At 64.2% G+C, this 23,362-nt stretch carries 24 protein-coding genes; 12 read left to right on the top strand and 12 right to left on the bottom strand.

The features are described from left to right. Positions 1-25 precede the first annotated feature (25 nt). From ACLFLU_RS34430 to ACLFLU_RS34420, 3 genes are all read left to right on the top strand, one after another. The gene (locus tag ACLFLU_RS34430) at positions 26-1,123 is read left to right on the top strand and encodes a calcium:proton antiporter (RefSeq protein WP_426409138.1); all 1,098 of its coding nucleotides are present in this window, start codon (positions 26-28) and stop codon (positions 1,121-1,123) included. 24 nt (positions 1,124-1,147) lie between these two features. Then, on the top strand, positions 1,148-1,432 hold the full coding sequence (locus ACLFLU_RS34425; RefSeq protein ID WP_426409137.1) for a cupin domain-containing protein: 285 nt from the start codon (positions 1,148-1,150) through the stop codon (positions 1,430-1,432). 93 nt (positions 1,433-1,525) lie between these two features. Then, positions 1,526-2,488 (top strand): hypothetical protein, encoded by a 963-nt coding sequence (locus tag ACLFLU_RS34420; protein WP_426409136.1) that lies wholly within the window; start codon positions 1,526-1,528, stop codon positions 2,486-2,488. Positions 2,489-2,578: 90 nt separating this feature from the next. On the opposite strand, the gene ACLFLU_RS34415 is transcribed toward ACLFLU_RS34420, so the two are convergent. Both ACLFLU_RS34415 and rpsU read right to left on the bottom strand, forming a co-directional pair. Next, entirely contained in the window at positions 2,579-3,229 is a 651-nt protein-coding gene (locus ACLFLU_RS34415) for a tetratricopeptide repeat protein (RefSeq protein WP_426409135.1), read from the bottom strand. Between the two features lie 125 nt (positions 3,230-3,354). Then, on the bottom strand, positions 3,355-3,651 hold the full coding sequence (gene rpsU / locus ACLFLU_RS34410) for a 30S ribosomal protein S21 (RefSeq protein WP_092291984.1): 297 nt from the start codon (positions 3,649-3,651) through the stop codon (positions 3,355-3,357). Positions 3,652-3,911: 260 nt separating this feature from the next. Here rpsU and aqpZ point away from each other — a divergent pair, with 260 nt between their 5' ends. Then, positions 3,912-4,634: an aquaporin Z gene (gene aqpZ / locus ACLFLU_RS34405; protein ID WP_426409134.1), complete on the top strand. Its 723-nt coding sequence runs from the start codon at positions 3,912-3,914 to the stop codon at positions 4,632-4,634. A 103-nt stretch (positions 4,635-4,737) separates the two neighbouring features. On the opposite strand, the gene ACLFLU_RS34400 is transcribed toward aqpZ, so the two are convergent. Beyond that, positions 4,738-5,844 (bottom strand): 5-(carboxyamino)imidazole ribonucleotide synthase, encoded by a 1,107-nt coding sequence (locus ACLFLU_RS34400; protein ID WP_426409133.1) that lies wholly within the window; start codon positions 5,842-5,844, stop codon positions 4,738-4,740. Continuing rightward, positions 5,841-6,329, bottom strand: coding sequence for a 5-(carboxyamino)imidazole ribonucleotide mutase (gene purE, locus ACLFLU_RS34395; protein ID WP_426409132.1), 489 nt, complete (start codon positions 6,327-6,329; stop codon positions 5,841-5,843). Before purE ends, ACLFLU_RS34400 begins: the two co-directional genes overlap by 4 nt. Before the next feature lie 141 nt (positions 6,330-6,470). On the opposite strand from purE, the gene ACLFLU_RS34390 reads away from it, so the two are divergent. Further along, a complete protein-coding gene (locus tag ACLFLU_RS34390) occupies positions 6,471-7,193 on the top strand; it encodes a GGDEF domain-containing protein (RefSeq protein WP_426409131.1) in 723 nt (240 codons plus the stop codon). Between the two features lie 2 nt (positions 7,194-7,195). On the opposite strand, the gene ACLFLU_RS34385 is transcribed toward ACLFLU_RS34390, so the two are convergent. The 3 genes from ACLFLU_RS34385 to ACLFLU_RS34375 all read right to left on the bottom strand — a co-directional run bounded on the left by ACLFLU_RS34385 (position 7,196) and on the right by ACLFLU_RS34375 (position 8,024). Then, positions 7,196-7,447 (bottom strand): hypothetical protein, encoded by a 252-nt coding sequence (locus tag ACLFLU_RS34385; RefSeq protein WP_008131177.1) that lies wholly within the window; start codon positions 7,445-7,447, stop codon positions 7,196-7,198. Between the two features lie 22 nt (positions 7,448-7,469). Further along, a complete protein-coding gene (locus tag ACLFLU_RS34380; protein ID WP_283049717.1) occupies positions 7,470-7,688 on the bottom strand; it encodes a hypothetical protein in 219 nt (72 codons plus the stop codon). Positions 7,689-7,817: 129 nt separating this feature from the next. Next, complete coding sequence (locus tag ACLFLU_RS34375) at positions 7,818-8,024, bottom strand: YdcH family protein (RefSeq protein WP_008546179.1); 207 nt, start codon at positions 8,022-8,024, stop codon at positions 7,818-7,820. Positions 8,025-8,351: 327 nt separating this feature from the next. On the opposite strand from ACLFLU_RS34375, the gene ACLFLU_RS34370 reads away from it, so the two are divergent. Next, a complete protein-coding gene (locus ACLFLU_RS34370; RefSeq protein WP_027532476.1) occupies positions 8,352-8,534 on the top strand; it encodes a YdcH family protein in 183 nt (60 codons plus the stop codon). Positions 8,535-8,708: 174 nt separating this feature from the next. Here the strand turns inward: ACLFLU_RS34370 and ACLFLU_RS34365 are convergent, their stop codons facing one another. Further along, positions 8,709-9,812: an NAD(P)/FAD-dependent oxidoreductase gene (locus tag ACLFLU_RS34365; protein ID WP_426409130.1), complete on the bottom strand. Its 1,104-nt coding sequence runs from the start codon at positions 9,810-9,812 to the stop codon at positions 8,709-8,711. 205 nt (positions 9,813-10,017) lie between these two features. On the opposite strand from ACLFLU_RS34365, the gene ACLFLU_RS34360 reads away from it, so the two are divergent. From ACLFLU_RS34360 to ACLFLU_RS34335, 6 genes are all read left to right on the top strand, one after another. Continuing rightward, positions 10,018-12,702: a sensor domain-containing protein gene (locus ACLFLU_RS34360; protein WP_426409129.1), complete on the top strand. Its 2,685-nt coding sequence runs from the start codon at positions 10,018-10,020 to the stop codon at positions 12,700-12,702. 141 nt (positions 12,703-12,843) lie between these two features. Then, entirely contained in the window at positions 12,844-14,310 is a 1,467-nt protein-coding gene (locus ACLFLU_RS34355; RefSeq protein WP_426409128.1) for a glycerol-3-phosphate dehydrogenase, read from the top strand. Positions 14,311-14,479: 169 nt separating this feature from the next. Further along, complete coding sequence (locus ACLFLU_RS34350) at positions 14,480-15,649, top strand: ABC transporter ATP-binding protein (RefSeq protein ID WP_426409127.1); 1,170 nt, start codon at positions 14,480-14,482, stop codon at positions 15,647-15,649. Beyond that, the gene (locus tag ACLFLU_RS34345) at positions 15,646-16,557 is read left to right on the top strand and encodes an ABC transporter permease (protein WP_426409126.1); all 912 of its coding nucleotides are present in this window, start codon (positions 15,646-15,648) and stop codon (positions 16,555-16,557) included. The genes ACLFLU_RS34350 and ACLFLU_RS34345 overlap by 4 nt, the downstream gene beginning before the upstream one ends. Position 16,558: 1 nt before the next feature. Continuing rightward, positions 16,559-17,371, top strand: a complete 813-nt coding sequence (locus tag ACLFLU_RS34340) for an ABC transporter permease (RefSeq protein WP_426409125.1) — start codon at positions 16,559-16,561, stop codon at positions 17,369-17,371. A gap of 13 nt (positions 17,372-17,384) precedes the next feature. After that, entirely contained in the window at positions 17,385-17,885 is a 501-nt protein-coding gene (locus ACLFLU_RS34335) for a DUF6622 family protein (protein WP_426409124.1), read from the top strand. Here ACLFLU_RS34335 and ACLFLU_RS34330 read toward each other — a convergent pair. The 4 genes from ACLFLU_RS34330 to ACLFLU_RS34315 form a co-directional block, all read right to left on the bottom strand. Further along, positions 17,882-18,733: a carbohydrate ABC transporter permease gene (locus ACLFLU_RS34330; protein WP_426409123.1), complete on the bottom strand. Its 852-nt coding sequence runs from the start codon at positions 18,731-18,733 to the stop codon at positions 17,882-17,884. The two genes, ACLFLU_RS34335 and ACLFLU_RS34330, sit on opposite strands and share 4 nt — an antisense overlap. Beyond that, on the bottom strand, positions 18,730-19,602 hold the full coding sequence (locus tag ACLFLU_RS34325; protein ID WP_426409122.1) for a carbohydrate ABC transporter permease: 873 nt from the start codon (positions 19,600-19,602) through the stop codon (positions 18,730-18,732). Before ACLFLU_RS34325 ends, ACLFLU_RS34330 begins: the two co-directional genes overlap by 4 nt. Before the next feature lie 98 nt (positions 19,603-19,700). Next, positions 19,701-21,086 (bottom strand): ABC transporter substrate-binding protein, encoded by a 1,386-nt coding sequence (locus ACLFLU_RS34320; protein ID WP_426409121.1) that lies wholly within the window; start codon positions 21,084-21,086, stop codon positions 19,701-19,703. A 195-nt stretch (positions 21,087-21,281) separates the two neighbouring features. Then, complete coding sequence (locus ACLFLU_RS34315) at positions 21,282-23,171, bottom strand: AsmA family protein (RefSeq protein WP_426414129.1); 1,890 nt, start codon at positions 23,169-23,171, stop codon at positions 21,282-21,284. Between the last annotated feature and the right edge of the window lie 191 nt (positions 23,172-23,362).

The raw sequence follows: 23,362 nt of genomic DNA, 5'->3' as shown, positions 1-23,362 counted from the left end.
TCACTCGCTTGGAGGAATTGTTGGCATGAGCGCATACGGACCGATGCCGCGGTCGTCCTGGATCTTCCCCGCTCTGGCGGTGCTGCTGTTCCTGATCGTCACCGTGACCGGCTACAGCTTCACCCTGTCGGTCGGCGGCGGCTTGTTCGCGGTCGTCTTGCTGGTGATCCTGTTCGGCACCGTGTTCGCGGCCGTGCATCATTCCGAGGTGATCGCGGAGCGGATCGGCGAGCCCTACGGCACGCTGCTGCTCACGCTTGCGGTGACCATCATCGAGGTCGCGCTGATCACCACGATCATGCTCGGCGACAAGCCCGCGCCGACGCTGGCGCGCGATACCGTCTTTGCGGTCGTCATGATCGTCTGCAACGGCCTCGTCGGCCTCTGCGTCTTCATCGGCGGGCTTCGCTATCGCGAGCAGGGTTTTCAGCTCTCCGGCGCCAACGTCTATCTCAGCGTGCTGATTGCGCTCGCGACGCTGACGCTGATCATGCCCAACTACACGCTGACGACGCCGGGGCCGATCTATTCGACGCTTCAGCTCGGCTTCGTCGACCTCGTGACCATCGTGCTCTATGGCGTGTTCCTCTACACCCAGATGGTCCTGCACAAGGACTATTTCGTTCACGAGCGGGCGGACGGCGAGGGCGGGGCGGCCCATCTGACGGGCAAGATGCTGACCCTCAGTATCGCGTTGCTCCTGATCTCGCTGCTGGCCGTCGTTCTCCTCGCCAAGAAATTCTCGCTGGTGGTGGACGCCGTCGCCGACAGGATCGGCGCTCCGCCGGCGTTTGCGGGCCTCCTGGTCGCGCTCCTGATCCTGATGCCGGAGGGCGTCTCCGCGATCACGGCCGCCCGCCGGAACGACCTGCAGAAGAGCATTAACCTGGCGCTCGGGTCCTCGCTGGCAACCATCGGCCTGACCTTTCCGGCGGTCGGGATCGCGACCTACGCGCTCGACCAGCAGCTCGTTCTGGGCTTGAATCCGGCGAACACGGCGCTGCTGTTCCTGACATTCTTGTTGAGCATGATGACCTTCGGGACCGGCAGGACCAATGTCCTGTTCGGGCTGGTCCATATGGTGGTATTTGCCGTCTACGTGTTCATGGTTTTCGTACCCTGAACCGATTCCTTAAGGAGAGTTCCGATGCTTGCCGCCAGGCCCGAGGTTCAGGTCGACAATGAAGAGGTCCGGGTGACCGAATGGCGGCTTGCCCCGGGCAGCGCGACCGGGCATCACACCCACGGAATGGACTATGTGATCGTTCCCGTCTTGGCCGGCGAAATGACCATCGTGGCGCCCAATGGGGAGCGTTCCAAGGCGCAGCTTGCGGCCGGAAAATCCTACTTCCGCAAGGCCGGTGTCCAACACGACGTACTTAACGAAACTTCAACCGAGATCGTGTTCCTTGAGATTGAGCTGAAGCGGTAAGGCACGCGTAACCTTTGCCATCGATCCGTCGCAGTTGATCCCTTACAATGCCCCAAAGTTCCCGCATCAGATCGCGCGGGGAGTGGCCGAGAAATGCTGAAATACCTCGCTAAGATTTCGATGGACATTTTCCCCTCGGTGCTCGCGACGATCATCGGGGCCTACATCGTCAATCACTACATCAACGCCAGGCCGGCGGCGGATACGCCAGCCGCGGTGGTGGCGCCTGCCGATGCCGGCAAGAACGGCAAACCTGCCGATGTGGCCAACCTCCCGGCGCCCGGCGTCAAGGCCAAGGGCGTCTCCGAGAAGAGCGTTTCCGAGAAGAGCGCGTCGGACAAGCCGGCGGCCGAAAAGCCTGCTGAGACCAAGGCTGCTGATGTGGCTCCCGGCGGCCGTACTTCGGCGCATGAGAAGGCGGTTGCCAAGTCCTCCCCGGCAGCGCCCACCGCCGCGCCGGTGGTTGAGGCCAATTCAGCGTCGGCTGCGGCTTCCCCGGCCGCGACCCCCGACGCCAACGATCTGGCGCGGGCCGCCATCGAGCGCCTGCGCAAGTCGCCTGAGGGCAAGGCCGCCGAGGCCAAATCTAGCGAAACCAGGCCTTTCGAAACCAAGCCTTCCGAGGCCAAGTCTTCCGAGGCCAAGCCTTCTGAGGTTAAGTCGTCTGAAAGCAAGGCGGCCGAGAGGACGCAGGAGCCTGCGGTGCAGGAAGCGTCCCGCATACCCGAGGCCCCCCGGATCGTGACTGCGGTGCCATCGACGGTGCGCCCGTTGCCGCCGCCGATCAATGTGTCGACGCCGTCACCGGACGCTTATGGAAATGGTGGCTCGTCGCAGGCAAATCCGCCCTACACGGCCTCGGTCGGCAACGACAACCCGAATCGGCTGACGCCGCCGGCCGATATTCCGGTGCCGGTGATTGCGCCGCCGCTCGATCTGCGCGCCGACGCTGGCGTAGCCGCGCCGCGGCCCAAGACCAATGTCGCCGACGAAATGCTGTCGGGCATGAAGTCGATGTTCCACGCGGTTCTGCCGAAGAGCCCTACAGCCGATTAATTAGGACGGCGCCTGGGCTGTCCCGGAGCGTTTTCGAGCGAAGTGGATGCCGGTTCGCGTCAAGAAAACGCGTCAAATCGAGGCTTTCCGTCAGCCGCCGACGCGGGCCAACCCGCTGCGGGCGGCGTCGTCGCGTGGGCGCAGGCTGACTGCCTTGTTGTAGGACGCCGCCGCCTTGGTCTTGTCGCCCAGCCGCTCATAGGCCTGTCCCCGTGTCGTCCAGACCTGGGCGTTGTGCGGATCGGCCTCGGACGCCTCGTCGAGATCGGCTGCGGCCTCCTTGATCTTGCCGATGGCCAGATAGCTGACGGCGCGGCCGAGCAGCGGCTCGGCCTTTTGCGGATTGAGCCCGCTTGCGGCACCGAAATCGGCGATCGCGAAGTCGTGCTCGTTATTGCCTTGGTAGAGCAGGGCGCGGCCGTAGAGCGCCTGCGCATTGTAGGGATCGAGCGCGACGGCGCGATTGAACTCGTCGAGCGCTGCCTGCGTCTCGCCGGACTTCGCCAGGGCCTGGGCTTTTGCCGTGTGGGCCTGGGCGTCGGTGACATTGCCGGCGCTGACTGCGTTGTCCGGGGCGGCCGCCGCCTTGGGCGCTTCCTGCGGCTTGTCCTTCTCCGGCATCAGCGAGCCGAGATCGAAGGAGCAGCCGCAGAGTGCGATCCCCACCAAGGTCAGCGCAAGCGGCTGGCGCCAGATCCGGCGCAACCGCGCCAAGCCGGGCTCGGGGAAAGGGGAAGCCATCTACGGTTCGCTCGCGCTGGTGCCGCATCTGTAGTGCCCCGTCCCAGAAAGGCACTGCTCACAAAACAATAACGCGGGCCCGGGGCCCGCGTCACTGAAAACTCAGTCCTGCAACTTCGGCAAGATCAGCGCGGTCCGCGCGGACCTGCACCGGGGCCGCTGCGGCCGCCACGCTCGCCACCGGGGCCAGCGCCGAACACCGGCTTCGGCTTCATCGGCAGCAGGCCTTCGCGCTGCAGCTTCTTGCGGGCCAGCTTGCGCGCGCGGCGCACAGCTTCGGCCTTTTCGCGGGCCTTCTTCTCAGAGGGCTTCTCGTAGTGACCGCGGAGCTTCATCTCGCGGAAAATGCCCTCGCGCTGCATCTTCTTCTTCAGCGCCTTGAGGGCTTGGTCGACATTGTTATCGCGAACGAGAACCTGCACGCGGCATCCTCTTCAGTGGATCGGATTTGAATTCTGGTAAGTCAAAGGGGATGGCAAAAAGCGCAAGCCCTTAACCTTGAGGGCGCGGATGTATCAGACAAAACCCGCCATGTCCACCTGCCAAGCGGGATTTCGGACCAAGTTCAGCCACTAAATGCGGCGAAAATGTTCTCTCGCGGCCCCGATTCGGGAGATTTGGCGCCAAGACGGGGGCGCGACGGATATAGTTCCGGAATCTTTGAAATCAGGGGAGACGCCACATGGACATGAAGAAATATGCTGCCGAGGCCATCGGCACATTCTGGCTCACATTCGCAGGCTGCGGCAGCGCGGTCATCGCGGCCGGCTTTCCGCAGGTCGGCATCGGACTGGTCGGCGTGTCCCTGGCTTTCGGCTTGAGCGTCGTCACCATGGCCTATGCGATCGGCCATATTTCGGGCTGCCATCTTAACCCGGCCGTCACGGTCGGCCTTGCCGCCGGTGGACGCTTTCCGGCAGGCCAGATCCTGCCTTACGTGATCGCGCAGGTCTGCGGAGCGATCGTCGCCGCCGAGCTGCTCTACGTGATCGCCAGCGGTGCGCCGGGATTCGACGTCACCAAGGGCTTTGCCTCCAACGGCTATGACGCGCATTCGCCCGGCCAGTACAGCATGGTCGCCTGCTTCGTTACCGAGGTGGTGATGACCATGATGTTCCTGTTCGTCATCATGGGCGCCACCCACGGCCGGGCGCCTGCGGGATTTGCGCCGCTCGCCATCGGGCTCACGCTGGTGATGATCCATCTCGTCAGCATCCCCGTCACCAACACGTCGGTGAATCCGGCGCGCAGCACCGGCCCCGCGCTGTTCGTCGGCGGCTGGGCGCTGGCGCAACTCTGGATGTTCTGGGTCGCGCCGCTGATCGGCGGCGCGCTGGGCGGCGTGATCTATCGCTGGCTCAGCGAGGAGCCCTCGGGCGTCGTCGCGGGCGTGAAGACGGCCTAGCTAAAGCGTTTTCGAGCGAAGTGGCTACCGGTTCGCGTCAAGAAAACGCGTCAAAACCAAAACTCTAGACCAAAACGGGACCGCAGCTTTTGCTGCGGTCCCCTCACTTGCTTTTTGAAGGCCTGACTTCGGTGACGTGGCCCATCTTGCGGCCGGGGCGCGGCGTGCCCTTGCCGTAGATGTGCACGGTCGCGCCCGGCACGCTCAGCCAGGTCTCGTAATCATTGATCTCGTCGCCGATCAGATTGGTCATGGTGACGACCTCACCGTGACGCACGGGCTTGCCGAGCGGCCAGCCGGCAATGGCGCGGATGTGCTGCTCGAACTGGGAGACTGACGCGCCGTCGAGCGTCCAGTGTCCGGAATTGTGCACGCGCGGAGCGATCTCGTTGACCAGCACCTTCGGCCCGGTGCCATTGGCGAGCACGAACATCTCCACCGCCAGTACGCCGACATAGTCGAGCGCGGTTGCGATCTTGCCGGCGATGCTGCGCGCCTCTTCGGCCAGCGCGTCCGGGATCGGCGCCGGCGCGCGGGAAATCTTCAGGATGTGGTCGCGATGCTCGTTCTCGGTGACGTCGAAGCATTCGACCTGGCCGGCGGCCGAGCGCGCGGCGATCACGGAGATCTCGCGCTCGAACGGCACGAAGGCTTCCAGAATCGCCGATTTGGTGGCGAGGCTGGTCCAGACCTTCGCGATGTCGTCGCCCTCGCGGATGATGGCCTGGCCCTTGCCGTCATAGCCGAAGCGGCGGGTCTTCAGCACGGCGGGGAAGCCGATCTTGGCGACCGCCTCGCGCAGCGACGCGACCGAGGTGACGTCGGCGTAAGCGGCGGTGCCGATGCCGAGCCGGGTGATAAAATCCTTCTCGGCGAGCCGGTCCTGGGTGGTTTCGAGGATCTTGCGGTTGGGCAGCACCGGGCGGCGCGCGTCCAGCACCATGGCGGCCGCGGACGGCACGTTCTCGAATTCGTAGGTGATGACGTCGACGTCGTGGGCGAACAGCTCCAGCGCCTCGACATCGGCATATTCGGCACAGGTCGCGTTCAGCACGACGTCGAAGGCCGGCGAATCCGGATCGGGCGAGAACACCTGGCAGCGCAGGCCGAGCCGCGCGGCGGCCATCGCCAGCATCCGTCCGAGCTGTCCGCCGCCGAGGATTCCGATGGTGTCGCCGGGCTTCAGCTTCACCTGCTTTGCGTCAGTCACGCCTTGTCCTCCGGGCGCTCCGCGACCGCCTCGGTCTGCGCCTTGCGCCAGGCGGCGAGGCGGTCGGACAGGGCCGGATCGGACAGCGCCAGCACGGACGCCGCGAGCAGTGCCGCGTTGATCGCGCCGGCCTTGCCGATCGCGAGCGTGCCGACCGGAATGCCGGCGGGCATCTGAACGATCGAATAGAGCGAATCGATGCCCTTCAGCGTCCTGGACTCGATTGGCACGCCGAACACCGGCAGTTCCGTCAGCGCCGCAGCCATGCCGGGCAGATGCGCGGCGCCGCCGGCGCCCGCGATGATGACCTTGAAACCGGCCGCCTTGGCGCCCTTGGCGAAGCTGAAGAGCCGGTCGGGGGTGCGGTGGGCCGAAACGATGCGGGTGTCGGAGGTGACGCCAAGCGCTGTGAGCGTGTCGGCGGCGTGCCGCATCGTCTCCCAGTCCGACTGGCTTCCCATGATGATGGCGATCGGCGCGGTCATGACGTCAATTGTGCTCGGAAAACAGAAAGATAGGCCAGATTAACGGTTCCGGCCGGCGGCTCGCAAGGCGGTGGCAAGGAGAAGGGAATGCACTATCCTGTCTTGGTGAATCCCCGCAAGCCTTCATTGAGCAGGATGCCCATGAAGAAATCAAAAAGGGCGACCGCTGCGAAGGCCAAAAAAGGCCGAAAAACCAGCGGGAGCCGAACGAGAACTGCACCCAAGCGGTCCGCGGCTGCGGCGCCGCGCCGCGCGCCCGCAGCCCGCGCCGCCGGGGAAACCAAGGATACGAGCAAGGCGATCATCCGCGGCCTGCGGACCAAGCTCACGCAGGCATTGCGGCGCGTCGCCGAGCTCGAGGCGGCGGCCGACACAGATTTCCTGCTGGACATACCCAACCGGCGCGGCTTCGAGCGCGAGCTCCAGCGCGCCATCGCCTACATGAAGCGTTACCGCGCCAGCGGTGCGCTGATCGTGCTCGACGTCGACCGGTTGAAGCCGATCAACGATTCCTTCGGTCATGGCGCCGGTGACGAGGTGCTGAAGGCGATCGCCGCGACGCTGACGCGGCAAATCCGCGCCTCCGACGTGGTCGGCCGTCTCGGTGGTGACGAGTTTGCCCTGCTGTTGTGGAATCTCAGCGAGACCGATGCCAAGGCGAAGGCTCTGATCTTCGAGCAGGCGATCGACGAATTGTCCTTTGTCTTTCGCGGCCAGCACGTGACGGCGGGCGCCTCCGCTGGTGTCGCGTTGCTTGGTGCGCAGTCCGATGCCGTCCGCGCGCTGGAGGAGGCTGACGCCGCCATGTATGTGCGCAAGGCCCACCGGCGACACGAGCCCCAGATCAGGCTTGCGAGCAGCTGACTTTAGAGCGTTGCGAGATCTTCCGGCACGTTGCCGAATTTGCGCAGCAGCGTGGCGTCACCGAATTCGCCGGTCATGGGATCGCCGCTGCGGCTGAATGCGACCGCGCCGATATGGCCGGTCCCACGCGCCAAGGCCTCGGCGCGCCGCAACGCGGCCGTCGAACTCTGGCATTCCTCCGCGGCGCCCGCGACAGGCGATCCGTCGGCATCGATCAGAAAAGGCATTGCAACGTAATAGGTCACATCCGACATGGCGTTGCTCCGGCGATCAAAACTAGGCGGCGCCGCTCTTGCCCCGCGTCCAGCTGCGCGAGGTCTCGGGAATGCAGCCGGCCGCAATCGCCGCCTGCAATTCTTCCAGCTCGGCTTCCAGATATTCGTTGGCCATGATCAGCGCCTTGATGGTGCTGCGCAGATTGCCGTCACACATCGCGATCGCCTGATCGCAGGCTTGCTCGTAGTAGCTGTTGTCGAGAAGGGCGGGGACTGACATCTGCGGTGTCCTTGCGGGTTGTCCTTGGAGGTTGTCCTTGGGCGCTTCCTGGCGCGGGATTTATGTTCCTCTTTTGTTCTTTTTGAGTCAAGCGGATTCATGCGGCGGCAATCCGTGACTGCTCGCGGATCAGGCGATGATGTCGGGCGTGATCTGGTCTTCGATGAAGGCGATACGGTCGCGCAACAACAGCTTGCGTTTCTTCAACCGCTGTAACCGCAACAGGTCGGGGGCGGGCGATTGATGCAGTGCATCGATCGCCGCATCGAGATCTCGGTGTTCCTGCTGCAACCGGGTAAGCTCGGCTTCGAGCTCACGCTCGTCTTCATTGGTCATGTTTGCGGTGGCCGAAAACCGATAGGCTGAGATTAAGGCTGTGGATGCCCTGTGGAAATTATCGTCCTTGCGCGGCGTGATCGCAAGCGATCTGCGACCTTCGCGCACCGCTCTCTCGCAAGATATTTCAACGATTCGCGAGCGTGTAGCGTAAGCACGTTGATATCATGGATTTTTCACCGCGTGGTTCCTTACTCACGCTTCGTTACATATGAATTTTCAAAAATGACGGTGCGACGATGGATACCCATCGACAGAACGAATCGGTGATGTACACTTCTTCGTCCGGATCGAATCCAAGGTTCACCCCTACCGAGGAGGTTTCGAATGACAATTCAGGCACATCTGGTTGAATTGGAACGGAAGCACAAAACTCTCGAAAACGAATTGCACGATGCTCTCGTGCACCTTTCAACAGACGACCTGCAAATTGTTGAGTTGAAGCGCCGGAAGTTGATGGTCAAGGACCAGATCGAGCGTCTGAAGCACACCGGCGACACGCTTCACTAGCAACCCTCGTAACAGCGTAGAGTTTGAACGTATCCTTTCAGGCAGGGATGAGAGCCTTTGCGCTCGTCCCTGCCTGAATGGTGCGCGCCGCGCAATCATCGTTGCGCGGGCGTCAGCTTTTGTCTGGACGCGTTCTCTCGACGCGAACCGGTATCCACTTCGCTCGAAAACACTCTAGATTTCTGCGAGCTCCGCGACGTGGTCTGCGATCGCGAGCGACGATGTCAGTCCCGGTGATTCGATGCCGAACAGATTGATCAAACCCGCGACGCCATGATCGCGCGGACCCTGCATCAGGAAATCCTGCGTTGCTACGGCCGGCGGCACGATCTTCGGGCGGATGCCCGAATAGCTCGGCATCAACGCGCCGTCGGGAAGCGTCGGCCAGTATTTGCGGATCGCTGGATAGAAGCGCTCGGCGCGCGACGGATCGACCTCATAGTCGATCGTCTCGATCCATTCGACGTCGGGGCCAAAGCGCGCCTGTCCTGCCATGTCCAAGGTGAGATGTACGCCGAGCCCGCCGGGCTCAGGCACGGGATAGATCAGGCGTGAGAACGGTGCGCGCGCGTTGCAGCTGAAATAGTTTCCCTTGGCAAGATAGGACGGCGGAATCCGGTCAATCGGCATGCCGTCGATGTGGCGCGCCACGGTCGTTGCCGAAAGCCCGGCGGCGTTGACGAGCAGGCCGCATTGCAGCGTCATCGGCGCTTCGCCGCCGGCTTCGATCTCGATCACACCAGCGTCCGCCTTGGCGCGGATCAGCGGTGTGTGAAACGCAAAGGCTGCGCCGGCTTCCTCGGCCTCGCCGCGCAATGAGAGCATGTAGGCATGGCTGTCGATGATGCCGGTCGACGGCGACAGAAGCGCGGCGTCGCAGGCCAGCGCCGGCTCCAGCGCGCGGGCGGCCTCGCCCGAGAGCAACTGCATGTCGAGCACGCCGTTGGCCTCGGCATGCGCCTTGATCGATTGCAGCTTCTCGGTTTCCCTTGCATTGGTCGCGACGATCAGCTTGCCGCAGTTCTTGTGGGGGATGCCGCGCTCGCCGCAATAACGATACAGCGCATGCTTGCCGCTGACGCACATGCGCGCCATCCAGCTTCCGGCGCGGTAGTAGATCCCGGCATGGATCACCTCGCTGTTGCGTGAGGAGGTGATGGTGCCGATGGCCTCGGCTTCCTCGAGCACGATCACTTCGCGCCCGGCCTGGGCCAGCTTCCGGGCCACCGCGAGCCCGACCACGCCGGCTCCGATGACGACGCAGTCGACCCTATCCATGGTTGCGCAGAAGTCCCGTTGAAATTGCCGAGGGGGTCGGTTTGCCTGGGAAACGAGCCGCGCGGCCGTTGTCCGTTAAGGAAGCATTTATCATGTCAGGGCAATTGCCGTATTTCGCGTCACATATTTCTATTGGGCGTACAGGCGTTTACCCGATCCAAACCCGTGAAGCCAGACAATCCGCAGTTGAAATCGCGGGTGGCTGATGGCTGAGAAGAACTGGCACGAAGGCAGCATGCTTCCGATTGCTGTGCAGGCCGTCGTGTGCCTGGCCAGCGCGGTCGCGCCTTCGCGTGCCTATGCCGGCAGCTTCGCTCCGCCGAGCTATCTTGGCAATCTCGACCCCAATCTGGTGTGGGAAGTCCTGATCGGGGGCGTTGTCGTCAGCGCGTTCCTGGCAGCTGTCGCGCTGTGGATCCATTCCGCGCTGCGCCGGAGCAAGCGTTCGCAGTTGCGGCGCAACGCCTTCGTCTCCTCCGCCATGAACAATCTCAACCAGGGCGTGGTGATGACGGATGCGCAGCGGCGCATCATCTTCTGCAACGACCGCTATCTCGAGATCTACGGCCTGGCGCGCTCGGATCTGTGGACCGGCATGAGCGGCTACGACATCCTCGAGTTGCGGCGCCAGCGCGGGGTCCTCGCCGTCTCCGACGACGACTTCTACGAGAAGGCGGCAAGCTCCAACGGCCTGATCACCGAACTGCCGGACGGCCGCGCCATCCTGGTTAAATATTTCATTCTGCCGAACGGTGGCTCGGTGGCGACTCATCTCGACGTCAGCGAGCAGCGGAAGCTGTCGCGGCAGCTCGCGTCGACCAAGCAGTTCCTGGAAACGGTGCTGGACAACGTGCCGGCCTGCGTGGCTGCGAAGAACATCGAGGACGGCCGCTACATCTTTGCCAACAGCGCCTATGAGCGGTTCTGGGGCTTTTCGCGCGACCAGGTCGTCGGCAAGAATGCGCGCGAGCTGTTCGGCCCAAAATCGGCTGATAGCATCGAGGCGACCGACCGGGCCGCGCTGCTGGCGCCGGAAGGACAGTATCGCAACGAATTCGAGGTCGAGGTCCAGCGCGATCAGGCCCGGCGCATGGTGGCCTCGATCCGCATCGTGGTCCGCAACGAGAGCAACAAGCCGGAATTCCTGCTGGTGGTGTTCGAGGACATCACCGATCGGCAATCGCTGTCGATGGAGCTGGAGAGCACCAAGAAATTCCTCGAGCTGGTGGTCGACAACATCCCGGTGGCGCTGATCGTGGAGCAGGTCAAGGACGGCCGCTACCTGCTCGCCAACCGCAGCGCCGAGACGATCCTCAACCGCAGGCGCGAGGAAGCCACCGGCCTGACCGCCTCCGACATTTTCAATGCCAAGGAAGCGAAGCTGATCATCGCGCGCGACGAGGCGGCGATCAAGAAGCGCGGGATGATCACCGAGGAGCATCCGATCTCCACCAAGGACGGCCTGCGCCTGTTCCTGACCCGGCGCGCCACGGTGCTCAACGACGCCGGCGAGCCGCAATATCTGATCAAGACCCACGAGGACGTCACCAACCGCCGGCAGACCGAATCGCGGATGGCGCACATGGCCTATCATGACGGCCTCACCGACTTGCCGAACCGCGCCGCCTTTCTTCAGGCGCTGAACCAGATGATCGAGGCTTGCGAGGGGACCGACGAGGAATTCGCGGTCCTTTGCGTCGATCTCGACGGCCTCAAGGAAGTCAACGACGTGTTCGGCCATGCTCTTGGCGACAAGCTGCTGATCGAGGTGGCCCAGCGGCTGCAGGACACTGCGCGGGGCGGCCTGGTGGCGCGCCTCTCCGGCGACGAATTCGGCCTGATCATCGACGGCAAGCAGCCCGACGCCGGTCTCGCGCTGGCGCACCAGCTCGGCGAGGCGCTTGCGCCCGAATTCCACATCGACGGCCGCGCGGTCCGCGCCGGCATCACCACCGGCATGTCGATCTTCCCGCACAACGGCCCCGACGGTGCCTCGCTGCTTGCCAATGCCGGCGCTGCCCTGTTCCGCGCCAAGCAGAAATCGCGCGGCACGATCAGTCTCTACCAGCCCGAGATGGACCAGCAGATCCGCGACCGCCGCGTGCTGCACCAGGATCTGTCGAAGGCGATCAAGAACGGCGAGCTGTCGCTGGCCTTCCAGCCGCAGGGCATCGCGCGCAACAGCGTCGCCGAGAGCGAGATCATCGGCTTCGAGGCCCTGGCGCGCTGGCAGCATCCGGTGCGGGGTCAGGTCTCACCGGCCGAATTCATCCCGATCGCGGAAGAAAGCGGCCTGATCGTCGAGATGGGCGAGTGGATCCTGCGGCAGGTCTGCCGCGAGGCGGCGTCGTGGCCGAAGCCGCTGCAGGTCGCGGTCAATCTGTCGCCGGCGCAATTCATGCACGGCGACGTGGTCGGGCTCGTCCATTCGATCCTGATCGAGACCGGGCTTGCGCCTGGCCGGCTCGAGCTCGAAATCACCGAGGGCGTGCTGATCGAGGACTTCGATCGCGGCCTGGCGCTGCTGCGGCGCCTGAAGGCGCTGGGCGTCCGTATCTCGATGGACGATTTCGGCAGCGGCTATTCCTCGCTGAGCTATCTCCAGGCGTTCCCGTTCGACAAGATCAAGATCGATCGTGCCTTCATCATCAATCTCGGTCGCAATCCGCAATCGGCCGCGATCGTCCGCGCCGTGATCGATCTCGGTCACGGCCTCGAAATGTCGATCATCGCCGAGGGCGTCGAGACGATCGACCAGCTCGCCTTCCTTGCCAGGGAAGGCTGTGATGGTGTGCAGGGCTATTTGCTCGGCAAGCCGCTGCCCATCGGGAAATATGCCGGCCTCGTCGGCCGCGTCGAGGCCATGGAGCTTGCACTCAAGACCGGCTGAAGCGTTTTCAAGCGAAGTGGGCACCGGTTCGCGTCAAGAAAACGCGTCAAAATAAGAATCTAGAGCCCCGTTCCGATTTCATCGGAACGGAAATGGCTCTAGTGGTGAGAGCGTTTCGTCTCGCTCCCACTCGACGGCTTCATGGCGGATTACGACCTCGCGATCATCGGTGGCGGCCTGAACGGTGTCAGCCTCGCGCGTGATGCGGCCGGCCGCGGGCTGCGGGTGATCCTGATCGAGCAGGGCGATCTGGCTGGTGCTGCCTCGTCGGCGACACCGCGGCTGATCCATGGTGACTTGTCCGTGCTGGAGCGCCGTGGCTTCTGGCGGGTGCGCCGGGCGCTGGCCGAGCGGGCGACCTGGCTCCGGATCGCGCCGCATCTGGTGCGGCCCATGAGTTTTGTGATCCCCGCCCATTCCGACGAACGCCCGCCATGGCTGTTGCGCGCCGGGCTATATGTTTATGACGCGCTGACGAACCGCGGCGGCCTGCCCGGATCGACCACGCTCGACATCACGCATCATCCGGTCGGCAACGCGCTGAAACGGCCGTTCGGCATCGCGTTCGAATATGCCGACTGCGTCGTCGACGATTCGCGCCTGGTGGTACTCACGGCGCTAGATGCCGCCGAGCGTGGCGCCGCGATCCGGACCGGGGCACGTTGCGTGCGCGCCGACAGGACCGACATCTGGCGGCTCGCGCTGGTCGACCGCGGCCATCGCCGTGTCGTCACGGCACGTGCGCTGGCCAATGCCACCGGCGGCTGGACGTCGATGGTCGCCGAGACCGTGCTGCGGCAGCCGCAGCCGGCCATGGCGGCGATGCAGATCAGCCAGATCGTCGTGCCCAGGCTGTTCGAGTCCGACAACGTCTATGTGTTCCAGAACAGCGACGGACGGTTGATTTTTGCCAGCCCGTTCGAGCGTGATTTCACGCTGGTCGGCACAGTCACGCATGATTTCACCGGCGATCCCGCAATCGTCGCGATGCCGGGTGCCGATGTCAGCTATCTCTGCGAGGCCGTGAGCCGCTATTTCCGCGAGCGCGTCGCCCCGACCGACGTGGTGCGCACGGTCTCCGGCGTCAATTTGACGCCCGCGTCCGCGCGGCATCGCGACGGCACGACTCTGTTCCACGCGCGCCGGCGCAAGGCGCCGCTGCTTACGATGTTCGGCGGCGACGTTACGACCTCGCGGCTGCGCGCGGAGCGGGCAGTGACGCGGCTGACGCCGTTCTATCCGATGTCGCCGCGCTGGACCGCCGGCGCAGCGCTGCCCGGCGGAGATTTTGCCTGGGATCGTTTCGAGACCGAGGTCGACCTCGCGCGCCACCGCTGGCGGTTTCTCTCCGAGCCGCAGGCCCGGCGTCTGGTCGCGGCCCACGGCTCGCGACTGCAGGCCATGCTTGGCGAGGCGAAGACGCGCGATGAGCTGGGACCGGCCTTTGGCCCCGACCTGACCGGCGCCGAGGTGCGCTATCTCATGGCCCATGAATGGGCGCGCTTTCCGGACGACATCCTGTGGCGCCGCTCCAAGCTCGGCCTGACCATGCCGGCGGCGGACCGCGATGCGCTGGCCGCGTTCATGGCGGGTGTGAACCTGACGTAGCCCGGATGGAGCGAAGCGCAATCCGGGAAAGTCTTACCTCCGATGGACCGCCCCGGATTACGCTGGCGCTCCATCCGGGCTACAGGGCTGCAATGGAAGTTATCCCGAACCGGTTGAGCAAAGGCCGATCCGCCGCTAGCGTGCGGCGGCATTGGGGTTGGCAGGGACGATGATTGACGAGTTGCCCAGGACGGACGCCGCGGCCCATGCGGCTGGAGATGCGCATCCGGCCGCGGGCGAACCGCTGCTGCGCATCGAGGGCGTGGCCAAGACGTTCGGGACATTCCGCGCGGTCGACGGCGTATCGCTCGATATCAAGGCCGGCGAGTTTTTTGCGCTGCTTGGTCCCAGCGGCTGCGGCAAGACCACGCTGCTGCGCATGCTCGCGGGCTTCGAGGCGCCGGACGAGGGACGCATCCTGCTCGGTGGCAAGGATATCGCGCATGCGCTGCCGCATGAGCGCCCGATCAACATGATGTTCCAGAATTACGCGCTGTTTCCGCATCTTTCGGTGCGCGACAACATCGCGTTTGGCCTCAAGCGCGCCGGCATGGCACGCGCCGACATCGCAACGCGCGTCGCGGAGATGGTTGCGCTGGTGAAGCTGGAGGGGCTGGAGAAGCGCAAGCCCGATCAGCTCTCCGGCGGCCAGCGCCAGCGTGTCGCGCTGGCCCGCGCGCTGGCGCGCCGGCCGCAATTGTTGCTGCTCGACGAGCCGCTCGCAGCCCTCGACAAGAAGTTGCGCGAAAGCACGCAGGGGGAGCTGATGGAGCTGCAGCGCCGGCTCGGCATGACCTTCATCATCGTCACCCACGACCAGGAAGAAGCGATGACGATGGCTGATAGAATCGGCGTGATGAATGCCGGCAAGCTCGCCCAGGTCGCCGGCCCCCGCGAGCTCTACGAGGCACCGCGATCGCGCTGGATCGCGGAGTTCGTCGGTGACATCAATCTGTTCGACGCCGAGTCCAAATTGCGCGACGGTCATCGCCTGATCATTGGCACGCGCGATGCGGGCACGCTGGTGGTCGCCGAACCGCGCCAGCCTGTCGGCGAGAGCAGGTTTTCGGTCGCGATCCGCCCCGAGAAGATCAAGCTGTCGCGTCGCGGTCCCGTGAGCGAGGCCGGTCGTGAAACCGCGATCAACCGGCTGGACGGCGTGATCGCCGACATCTGCTATCTCGGCGGCACCACCACCTACAAGGTGAAGCTCGATACCGGCGGCACGGTGCAGGCGTCCGTCGTCAACAGCGCGCGCCTCGATGTCGATGCCTATAGCCTGAACCAGCAAATCGTCGCCTGGTTCACGCCGGACGATTGCGTGGTGCTGCCGTCATGAGCGCGCGCCGGATTTTCGCGCGACCGGCGCGCTTTGCCGCGATCGCGCCTTATGTCTGGATGGTGCTGTTCTTCCTGGTGCCGTTCGGCTTCGTGCTGAAGATCAGCCTGTCGCAGACGGCAATCGCGCAGCCGCCTTACGAGCCGGTGTTCGACCTGACGGCGGGGTGGGCCGCGATCCGGGCGGCCTTTGCCGCGCTGGGACTCGACAATTTCAGGCTGCTCGCCTCCGACGACCTTTATGTGTTCGCCTATCTGCGCAGCCTCACCGTTGCGGTGATGGCGACCGCGTTGCTGCTGCTGATCGGCTATCCCATCGCCTATGGCATGGCGCGGCTGCCGAAGCGCTGGCAGGCGGTGGCGATGGTGCTGGTGATCGTGCCGTTCTGGACCTCGTTCCTGATCCGCATCTATGCCTGGATCAACATCCTCCAGCATGACGGCCTGCTCAATCAGATCCTGTTGGCGCTGCATCTGGTCGGCCAGCCGGTGGTGTGGCTGTCCACCGACACCGCGATGTATATCGGCATCGTCTATTCCTATCTGCCGTTCATGATCCTGCCGCTCTACGCCACGCTTGCCAAGATGGAGCCGGCGCTGGAGGAGGCGGCAGGCGATCTCGGCGCGCCGCCGTGGCAGGTGTTCTGGCTCGTCACCTTTCCCTTGTCGCTGCCGGGCGTCGGCGCCGGCGTGCTCTTGTGCTTCATCCCGATCGTCGGCGAGTTCGTGATCCCGGATCTTCTGGCCGGCTCCAACTCGCTGATGATCGGCCAGACGCTGTGGCTCGAATTCTTCACCAACAAGGATTGGCCGGTTGCGTCCGCCGCGGCGATCGTGCTGCTCGTGGTATTGCTGCTGCCGCTTCTGCTCTACGAGCGGCTGCAGCGGCGGCAGTTGGGGGAGCAGTGAGATGCGCAAAGTCTCCCGCCTGTCCCGCTTCAATATCGCCTCGCTCGCGCTCGGGCTCACCTTCCTCTATCTGCCGATCCTCATTCTCGTCATCTATTCCTTCAACGCCTCGCGGCTGGTGACGGTGTGGGGCGGCTGGTCGCTGCGCTGGTATCATGAGTTCTTCAATGACCGCGCCATGATCGAGGCGTCCTGGATGAGCTTGCGGGTCGCGGTTGCGTCCGCGACCATCGCCACGCTGATCGGTACGCTGGCTGCCGTGGCGCTGTCGCGCGGCGAGCGTTTTCGCGGCCGCACCCTGTTCTCCGGCATGCTCTATGCGCCGCTGGTGATGCCGGAGGTGATCACGGGATTGTCGCTGCTGCTGCTGTTCGTCGCGCTGAACGCCGAGCGCGGCTTCTGGACGGTGACGATCGCCCACACCACGCTGACCATGTGCTTCGTCGCCGTCGTCGTGCAGTCGCGCCTCGGCTCGCTCGACCGCTCGCTGGAGGAGGCGGCGATGGACCTCGGCTGCGCCCCCGTCCGCGCCTTCCTGTCGGTGACGCTGCCGTTGATCGCGCCTGCGATCGCCGCCGGATGGATGCTCGCCTTCACGCTCTCGCTCGACGATCTCGTGATTGCGAGCTTCACCACAGGGCCCGGCTCGGCGACGCTGCCGATCCGGATTTATTCCGAGGTGCGACTGGGGGTGAAGCCCGAGATCAATGCGATCTGCACGCTGGTGATCGCCCTGATCGCCGTCGTCATCGTTATCGCCTCGCTTGCGTCAAAGCTGTCGAGCTCGCAGGGCGAGAGCGCGGCGCCGCTGTGATCCGGAGGTCGTCATGATGTTCGCCTATCAGATCCTGATCCATACGCCGCCCTGGGTCTGGATCCTGCTCGCCTATCTGGTCTGGCAGGGCATCAAGGCGATGCAGCCGCGCATGGTTCCGATCTGGCGTGCGCTGATCGTCCCCGTCGTGTTTATCGTTTGGGGCGTCTCGCGGATCGGCCTTGGTCAGCAGGATAATCCATGGCCGCTCGTCGCGTGGATCGTAGCGGCGCTCGTGCTCCTGCCTCTCGGCGCGCTGACGCCGCGTCCGTTCGACGTGGATCATAAGACGGGTGAGATCATCCGTCCGGGGAGCGCGTTCGGGCTGATCCGCAATCTCATCGTGTTTACTCTGCAGTACGCGGTGAGCGTGATCTCGGCCATCGACGCAGGCGACCGCGCCGTTGCCTTCATCGTCGGCCGCGCCATCTCGGGCGCGACCGCCGGCTATTTCTTCGGCTCGATGATCGCGCTCCTGATCGCTTACCGCAGGAAGCGCGCAGCCGATGTCTAGGACTTCACGGCGCCCGCCGTCAGCCCGCCCACCATGTAGCGGCGGAAGGCGTAATAGACCGCGGCCGGCGGCAGCGCGTAGATGAAGCCGGTGGTCATCAGCAGCTCCCAGGGCGAGTCGTCGGCGGCGAGGAAGTTGCCGAGTGCGACGGGGAGCGTGATCTCGCGATCGTTCGAGAGCAGCAGGAACGCGTAGAGATATTCGTTCCAGGCGAGCAGCACCGCATAGGTGCCGATCGCGACCAGCGAGGGCATCATCAGCGGCAGATAGACCAGGCGGAAGATCTGCGGCGTGGTGGCGCCGTCCATCACCGCGGCTTCATCCAGTTCGACCGGCAGCTTGTCGGAGGCCTGCTTGAGCACCCAGATCGCGTAAGGACTGGCGATCGTCACCATCGCCAGGATCAGCGACCAATGATTATTGAGCAGGCCGTAATTGCCCATGGTGCGGTACATCGGCACCGCGAGGAACGCCGCGGGGATGAAATAGGTGAACAGCGCGAGGTTCAGCACCATGCGCCCGCCCGGCACCTTCAGCCGCGAGATCGAGAACGCTGCGGCCGTGGCGATGACCAGCGTCAGCACGCCGACGGCGGCCGCGATCACCAGCGAATTCCAGAATTGCGCGTAGAAGTCGCGCAGGAAATAATGCTGCTGCTTGAACACGATTTCGAAGTTGTGCAGCGTCGGATGGTCCGGCCACAGCTTGCCCGAGAACGCGTCTTCCTTCGGGGAGATCGCGAACAGGAACATGTGGTAGATCGGGATCATCGTCCACAGGAAGACGGGAATGCCGATCAGCAGCAGCCGCGCTTCCGTCGCGACGTCACGGAGAGAGGGAAGCTTCATCGCGACAACCGTTTCATCATGAAGTACACGAGCGGCAGGACGAACGGCATCGCGCAGACGATGGAGGCCATCGCGAGCGAGAGCTGGTCGAGCCGGAGATAGCGAATGCCGAGCGTCGACAGCACATGCGTGAGGTCGGCCGGGCCGCCGCCGGTGAGCAGATAGACGCTGTTGAAGTCGCCGAGCGTCCAGATCATCGAGAGCAGCGTGCAGGTGATGTAGAGTGTCTGCATCGACGGCCAGGTGATGAAGCGGAATTTCTGCCACCAGCTCGCGCCGTCGACTTCGGCGGCTTCGAACAGGTCGTGCGCGATCGCGAGGCGCCCGGTGATCAGGATCAGCGTCCAGAACGGCAGCGATTTCCAGATGTGCACTCCGATTGCCATGCTCAGGGCCACGGTCGGGTCGTTCAGCCAGTTCGGGCCGTCATCGCCGGTCAAAGAAAAAATGAGGTGGTTGACCACGCCCCATTCGGGGTTGAACATAAAGCGCACCGACAGGATGGTCGGGATCGACGGCACCGCCCAGGGCAGGATGAAGATCACCGAGAGCCATTTGATCCAGGTGCGCTGCTGGGCGAAGAAGCCGGACAGGAACAGCGCGATCAGCATCTTGATGTTGATGCCGATGACCAGGAAGATCAGCGTGTTGACCGCGGCGCGCGCGAAGATCGGGTCGTTATAGAGCGCGACATAGTTCGAAGGGGCCCGCGCCAGCCAAAGCCCGTAGCAGACGGGATAGACAACGAAGGCGAGGAAAACGAGCAGATAGGGCGCGAGCAGCACGATGCCCCAGACCTGCGCCGGGGTCAGCCGCGGCGACAGGGGCGGGGCGGGAATCGACTGATCGCCAGAGAGCGTGATCGCCATTCTTTTGGGACTCTTTGAAAGGACTTCCGGCCGCACGAGGCGGCCGGTGTTAGCGTTTTGCCTCTCCCCGCGCCAGCGGGGAGAGGAAGAAGGAGAACTTAGCCTGCAACCTGCTTGATGCGGACGATCATCTCGTCGACGGCCTTGTCGACCGGGACCTTCTCGCTGACGACCCGGTTCATCGCCTTGGCCCAGATGTTCTCGTTGTTCAGGATCGTGAACTTCCAGTTCTTGGTGAAGTCGAACGGCGCGGTGCCGCCCTTGAACTGCGCGTACACGGCCTTGCGGTGCTTGTCAGCCTGCCAGAACGGGCTCTCCTGGCTTTCCTTGGTCACCGGGAACCAGCGGCCGAGCGCGCCCTCGATGTAGGGACGGACGTTCTCTTCCTGGAGCAGGAAGCTGATGAACTGCTTGGCCTCGGCCTTGTTCTTGGCTGCGGTGAAGATTAGCCCGGTCTTGACGTCGGAGCGGTAGCGGATGGTCGAACCATCCGGCGCCTTCGGGAAGGACGCTGTGATGATGTCCTGCTCATAGGCCTTCTTGCCGGCGTCGCGCTGCTCTTGCGTCAGCGCCTGGTTCTGCGAGTCCTCGTACCACTTCGCCGCGATCGAGATCGTGAAATTGTGGGTCATCACGATGGTCTTGTTGTGGAAGGCGACGTTGTTGTCCGGATCCTTCCAGGTCGTCGAGGACGGCGGGGTGCAGCCCTTGATGTAGGTGTCGGTGTAGTCCTTCAGCGCGCTGATCAGGTTTTCGCGCACCTTGGGATCGTCGACCAGCAACTTGCCGTCGTCGTCGACCAGCTTGACGTGATAGGCGTCCATGAAGGTGTAGAACGACTGGAAGGCGTCGGTGGATTCCACGCCCATCGGCTGGCCGACGGCATAGATGCGCTGGCCGGTGGCCTTGCGGATGCCCGGCTGCACCTTGTCGCACCAGAACGTCCAGTAGCCCGCCCAGTCGGTCGGGATGTCGCTCTGCTTGAAGCCGGCCTTCTCCAGCATGTCGTTCCAGATCTGGACGTGCATGCTCTGCTGCTTCAGCGGGAAGCCGTAGTAGGCCTTCTTCTTGGTGACGTCGTTATAGAGGATCGAGGCGTCCAGCGTGTTCTGCACGAACCGGTCCTTGATCGGCTCCATGACGTCGGTCAGGTCCTCGAGCTTGCCCTCATAGGCCCACTTGCCCTGCGCCTGCACGTCGTAGGAATCGGAATAGGCGACATCGGGCACGGTGCCGGCGTCGAGCGCGGCGACCGTCTTCGGAATCATGTCCTGGATCGCGTACTGCGACAATTCGACCTTGATACCGGTCTTGGCTTCGAACTTCTTGATCGTGTCGAGCAGCGCGTCGTCTTCGGAGCGATAGAAGCCCTTGCCCCACCAGACCGTAATCGTCTTTTGCTGCGCAAATGCGGGTGCAGCGGCTGCGAACAGCCCGGCCGCAGCGACCGCCAGTGATACTGCGCCAATAACCTTGGATTTCACGTTTTTCTCCCTCAAGCCGCCGGTGTTTTAACCGGTCGGATAAAACACTAGCCCATGGCCGCTATCCGATCTAGCGGCATGTTGTCAGACCTAGGTCGAGGGGTATCGGGCCAAAGGAGATGCTTAACGCGGGCATCGATGCGATCGCCGCATCAATTCGCCCCGATCAATTCGCTGATGTCGCGGACGCCGTCCTCAGTTGGACTTCGCACCCTCTTTGGCGTTCTCCGCGGTCGGCGATCCCTCTGGGGCCTGTCGCTTTCCGCCGGTGATGCGCTGCTTCAAGAGGTCGAGGAAAGGAGACGCCGCAGGCGACTGGCGGATCAGGGCCTCGGGATCGGGGAAGATCAGCGGATCGTCCCAGGGACCCTGCACCATGAAGGGCAGTTGAAAGCCGGACGTTGTGTTGAGGCTCGCCACACCCTTCATGTCGTATTCGCGCGTCGGCACGGATGCGGTGCCGGTCAGTGTGATCTTCGCTGCCGGCCCTTCGATACGGATGTCCTCGGCGGTGGCGATCCCGTCGGCGAATTTCACGGCGATGGTGAGGTTGTCAAAGGGCGTCGAGCCGTTGCGGAAATTGCCGCCGCCGGACAACGGCCGACGCTCCAGCCGCTTCAAGAGCTGCTCGGCGTTGAAGCCCGCGATCGCGCCGTCATGCCCGGTCACGGTGGCGGTGCCGTCGAGCGACTGCACCAGGCCGAACGGGCTCGAGCCGGAAGCAAGGAGCGACACGTTGATATTGCCGCGGCCGGACAGCTTGTTGAGGCCGAACAGTTCGGAGGCGCAGGCCTGGAGGTCGACGTCGGTAAACTGGAATTGCGCCTTGATGTCGGCGACACTGTCGGACCGCGAGATGCCGAACGAGCCCTTGGCGATGCCGCCATAGACCTGTGCCTCGCCGACCGAGAGCGCCAGCGTGCCGTTGCGCAAGTTCGCGCCGATCGCGGTGCGGCCGAGCTTCGTGGGGCCGACAGTCAGCTTGGCGGCCGAGAGGCGCATGTCGAGGTCGGTGCTGGAAAGCCCGTTGAGATCGAACAGCTGCCTGTTCCAGTCGCGCGCGCCGCTCGCGAGCAGGCGGAAGGTGGAGATATAGGGCGTGAAGTCGAGCGCGTCGGCGGCGAGCGTCGCCTGCAGCGTCTGCCGGCCGTTATTGGCGTAAGTCATGACGCCTTCGGCGGTGTTGCCGTCGAGCTCGACATTGACATTGGTGAGCGCAATCGAGGCGCCGACGACATTGGCGCGAGCCTTCAGCGCGAAGCGGCCGAAGCCGCCGCTGCCGGGCTGCGGCTGGCCGGTCCAGCGCAACGCGTTGCGCAAGGACGGGCTGTCGATGGTGAGCGTGCCCTCCATCATCGGGCTGGTGCGGTTGGCGACGCTGCCGTCGAAGGCGAGCTTGAGCGGCGCGCTGGCGATCCGCGCCTTCAATCCGGAGCGGTCGCCCGAAAGCGCGGCGACGAAATCGGCAAAGCTGATCGAGCCGTCGACGCGCTCGCCGCGCCAGTCGAACTGCCCGGTCGCGGCAAAGGAGCGCGAGATCGAGGGCCAGGCCAGCGACAGGTCGATGTCCTCGAACTTCTCGGTGGCGTTCGTGGCGACGTCCAAATAGTCGAGTAAGCCGTCCTGGATCCTGATCTCGGAGAACGAGACCTGGCTGTCGGCGCCGGGCTTCATGGTGCGGGCGATGGTCTGGATGAAGGGCGTCCAGTTGCTCTCGCCGTCCGGCTTCAGGCTGACATGGATGTGCGGCCGCAGCAGCGTCAGGTCGGCGATCTCGAACCGTTGCAGCAATAGCGGCAAGAGCCTGAGATTGGCGGTGAGCACGTCGACATGGAGCGCGGGGTCGGCGGTGCCGCCGCCCTTCAGGCCGACGTCATGGAAGGAGATGTAGCTCGCCGGCAGCACGGAAATGTCGATGTTGCCGGCTACGCTGAGCTCGAGCCCGGTGACGTCGCGAATCTGCGCTTCCACGGCCTTGCGCAGCGCGTCGCGGTTGATGAGCCAGGAGGTCGCGATCAGGGCGATCAGCGCGACGCCGAGCAGCGCCGCGATCGGCGTCCCGAGGCGCTTCATTCCTTGGGCCATGGTCAATGGCATGTCCTGATCGGGTTGGTCGCTGGAGCCGGAAGGGCGGAGCGGGAAACCTGCACGCCCCCACGCCCAACCCCCGCAACTTGATGGGTTTTCTTGTCGCTTTCAAGGCCGGGGACGGGTCTGCCCACAGCGTGGGCAGCTTCTACCACCGGCTCTCGGAACGGAGAACCCCGTATCATTGA

The organism is Bradyrhizobium ganzhouense, assembly GCF_049949285.1.
Classification (GTDB): Bacteria; Pseudomonadota; Alphaproteobacteria; order Rhizobiales; family Xanthobacteraceae; genus Bradyrhizobium; species Bradyrhizobium ganzhouense.
This window is presented reverse-complemented; position numbering and strand designations above follow the sequence as displayed.

Bases quoted from the DNA above. Each gene is read 5' to 3' on its own strand.
- ACLFLU_RS34430 (WP_426409138.1), top strand. From the start codon at position 26: ATGAGCGCATACGGACCGATGCCGCGGTCGTCCTGGATCTTCCCCGCT.
- ACLFLU_RS34425 (WP_426409137.1), top strand. From the start codon at position 1,148: ATGCTTGCCGCCAGGCCCGAGGTTCAGGTCGACAATGAAGAGGTCCGG.
- ACLFLU_RS34420 (WP_426409136.1), top strand. From the start codon at position 1,526: ATGCTGAAATACCTCGCTAAGATTTCGATGGACATTTTCCCCTCGGTG.
- ACLFLU_RS34415 (WP_426409135.1), bottom strand. From the start codon at position 3,229: ATGGCTTCCCCTTTCCCCGAGCCCGGCTTGGCGCGGTTGCGCCGGATC.
- aqpZ (WP_426409134.1), top strand. From the start codon at position 3,912: ATGGACATGAAGAAATATGCTGCCGAGGCCATCGGCACATTCTGGCTC.
- purE (WP_426409132.1), bottom strand. From the start codon at position 6,329: ATGACCGCGCCGATCGCCATCATCATGGGAAGCCAGTCGGACTGGGAG.
- ACLFLU_RS34390 (WP_426409131.1), top strand. From the start codon at position 6,471: ATGAAGAAATCAAAAAGGGCGACCGCTGCGAAGGCCAAAAAAGGCCGA.
- ACLFLU_RS34385 (WP_008131177.1), bottom strand. From the start codon at position 7,447: ATGTCGGATGTGACCTATTACGTTGCAATGCCTTTTCTGATCGATGCC.
- ACLFLU_RS34380 (WP_283049717.1), bottom strand. From the start codon at position 7,688: ATGTCAGTCCCCGCCCTTCTCGACAACAGCTACTACGAGCAAGCCTGC.
- ACLFLU_RS34375 (WP_008546179.1), bottom strand. From the start codon at position 8,024: ATGACCAATGAAGACGAGCGTGAGCTCGAAGCCGAGCTTACCCGGTTG.
- ACLFLU_RS34370 (WP_027532476.1), top strand. From the start codon at position 8,352: ATGACAATTCAGGCACATCTGGTTGAATTGGAACGGAAGCACAAAACT.
- ACLFLU_RS34365 (WP_426409130.1), bottom strand. From the start codon at position 9,812: ATGGATAGGGTCGACTGCGTCGTCATCGGAGCCGGCGTGGTCGGGCTC.
- ACLFLU_RS34360 (WP_426409129.1), top strand. From the start codon at position 10,018: ATGGCTGAGAAGAACTGGCACGAAGGCAGCATGCTTCCGATTGCTGTG.
- ACLFLU_RS34355 (WP_426409128.1), top strand. From the start codon at position 12,844: ATGGCGGATTACGACCTCGCGATCATCGGTGGCGGCCTGAACGGTGTC.
- ACLFLU_RS34350 (WP_426409127.1), top strand. From the start codon at position 14,480: ATGATTGACGAGTTGCCCAGGACGGACGCCGCGGCCCATGCGGCTGGA.
- ACLFLU_RS34345 (WP_426409126.1), top strand. From the start codon at position 15,646: ATGAGCGCGCGCCGGATTTTCGCGCGACCGGCGCGCTTTGCCGCGATC.
- ACLFLU_RS34340 (WP_426409125.1), top strand. From the start codon at position 16,559: ATGCGCAAAGTCTCCCGCCTGTCCCGCTTCAATATCGCCTCGCTCGCG.
- ACLFLU_RS34335 (WP_426409124.1), top strand. From the start codon at position 17,385: ATGATGTTCGCCTATCAGATCCTGATCCATACGCCGCCCTGGGTCTGG.
- ACLFLU_RS34330 (WP_426409123.1), bottom strand. From the start codon at position 18,733: ATGAAGCTTCCCTCTCTCCGTGACGTCGCGACGGAAGCGCGGCTGCTG.
- ACLFLU_RS34325 (WP_426409122.1), bottom strand. From the start codon at position 19,602: ATGGCGATCACGCTCTCTGGCGATCAGTCGATTCCCGCCCCGCCCCTG.
- ACLFLU_RS34315 (WP_426414129.1), bottom strand. From the start codon at position 23,171: ATGGCCCAAGGAATGAAGCGCCTCGGGACGCCGATCGCGGCGCTGCTC.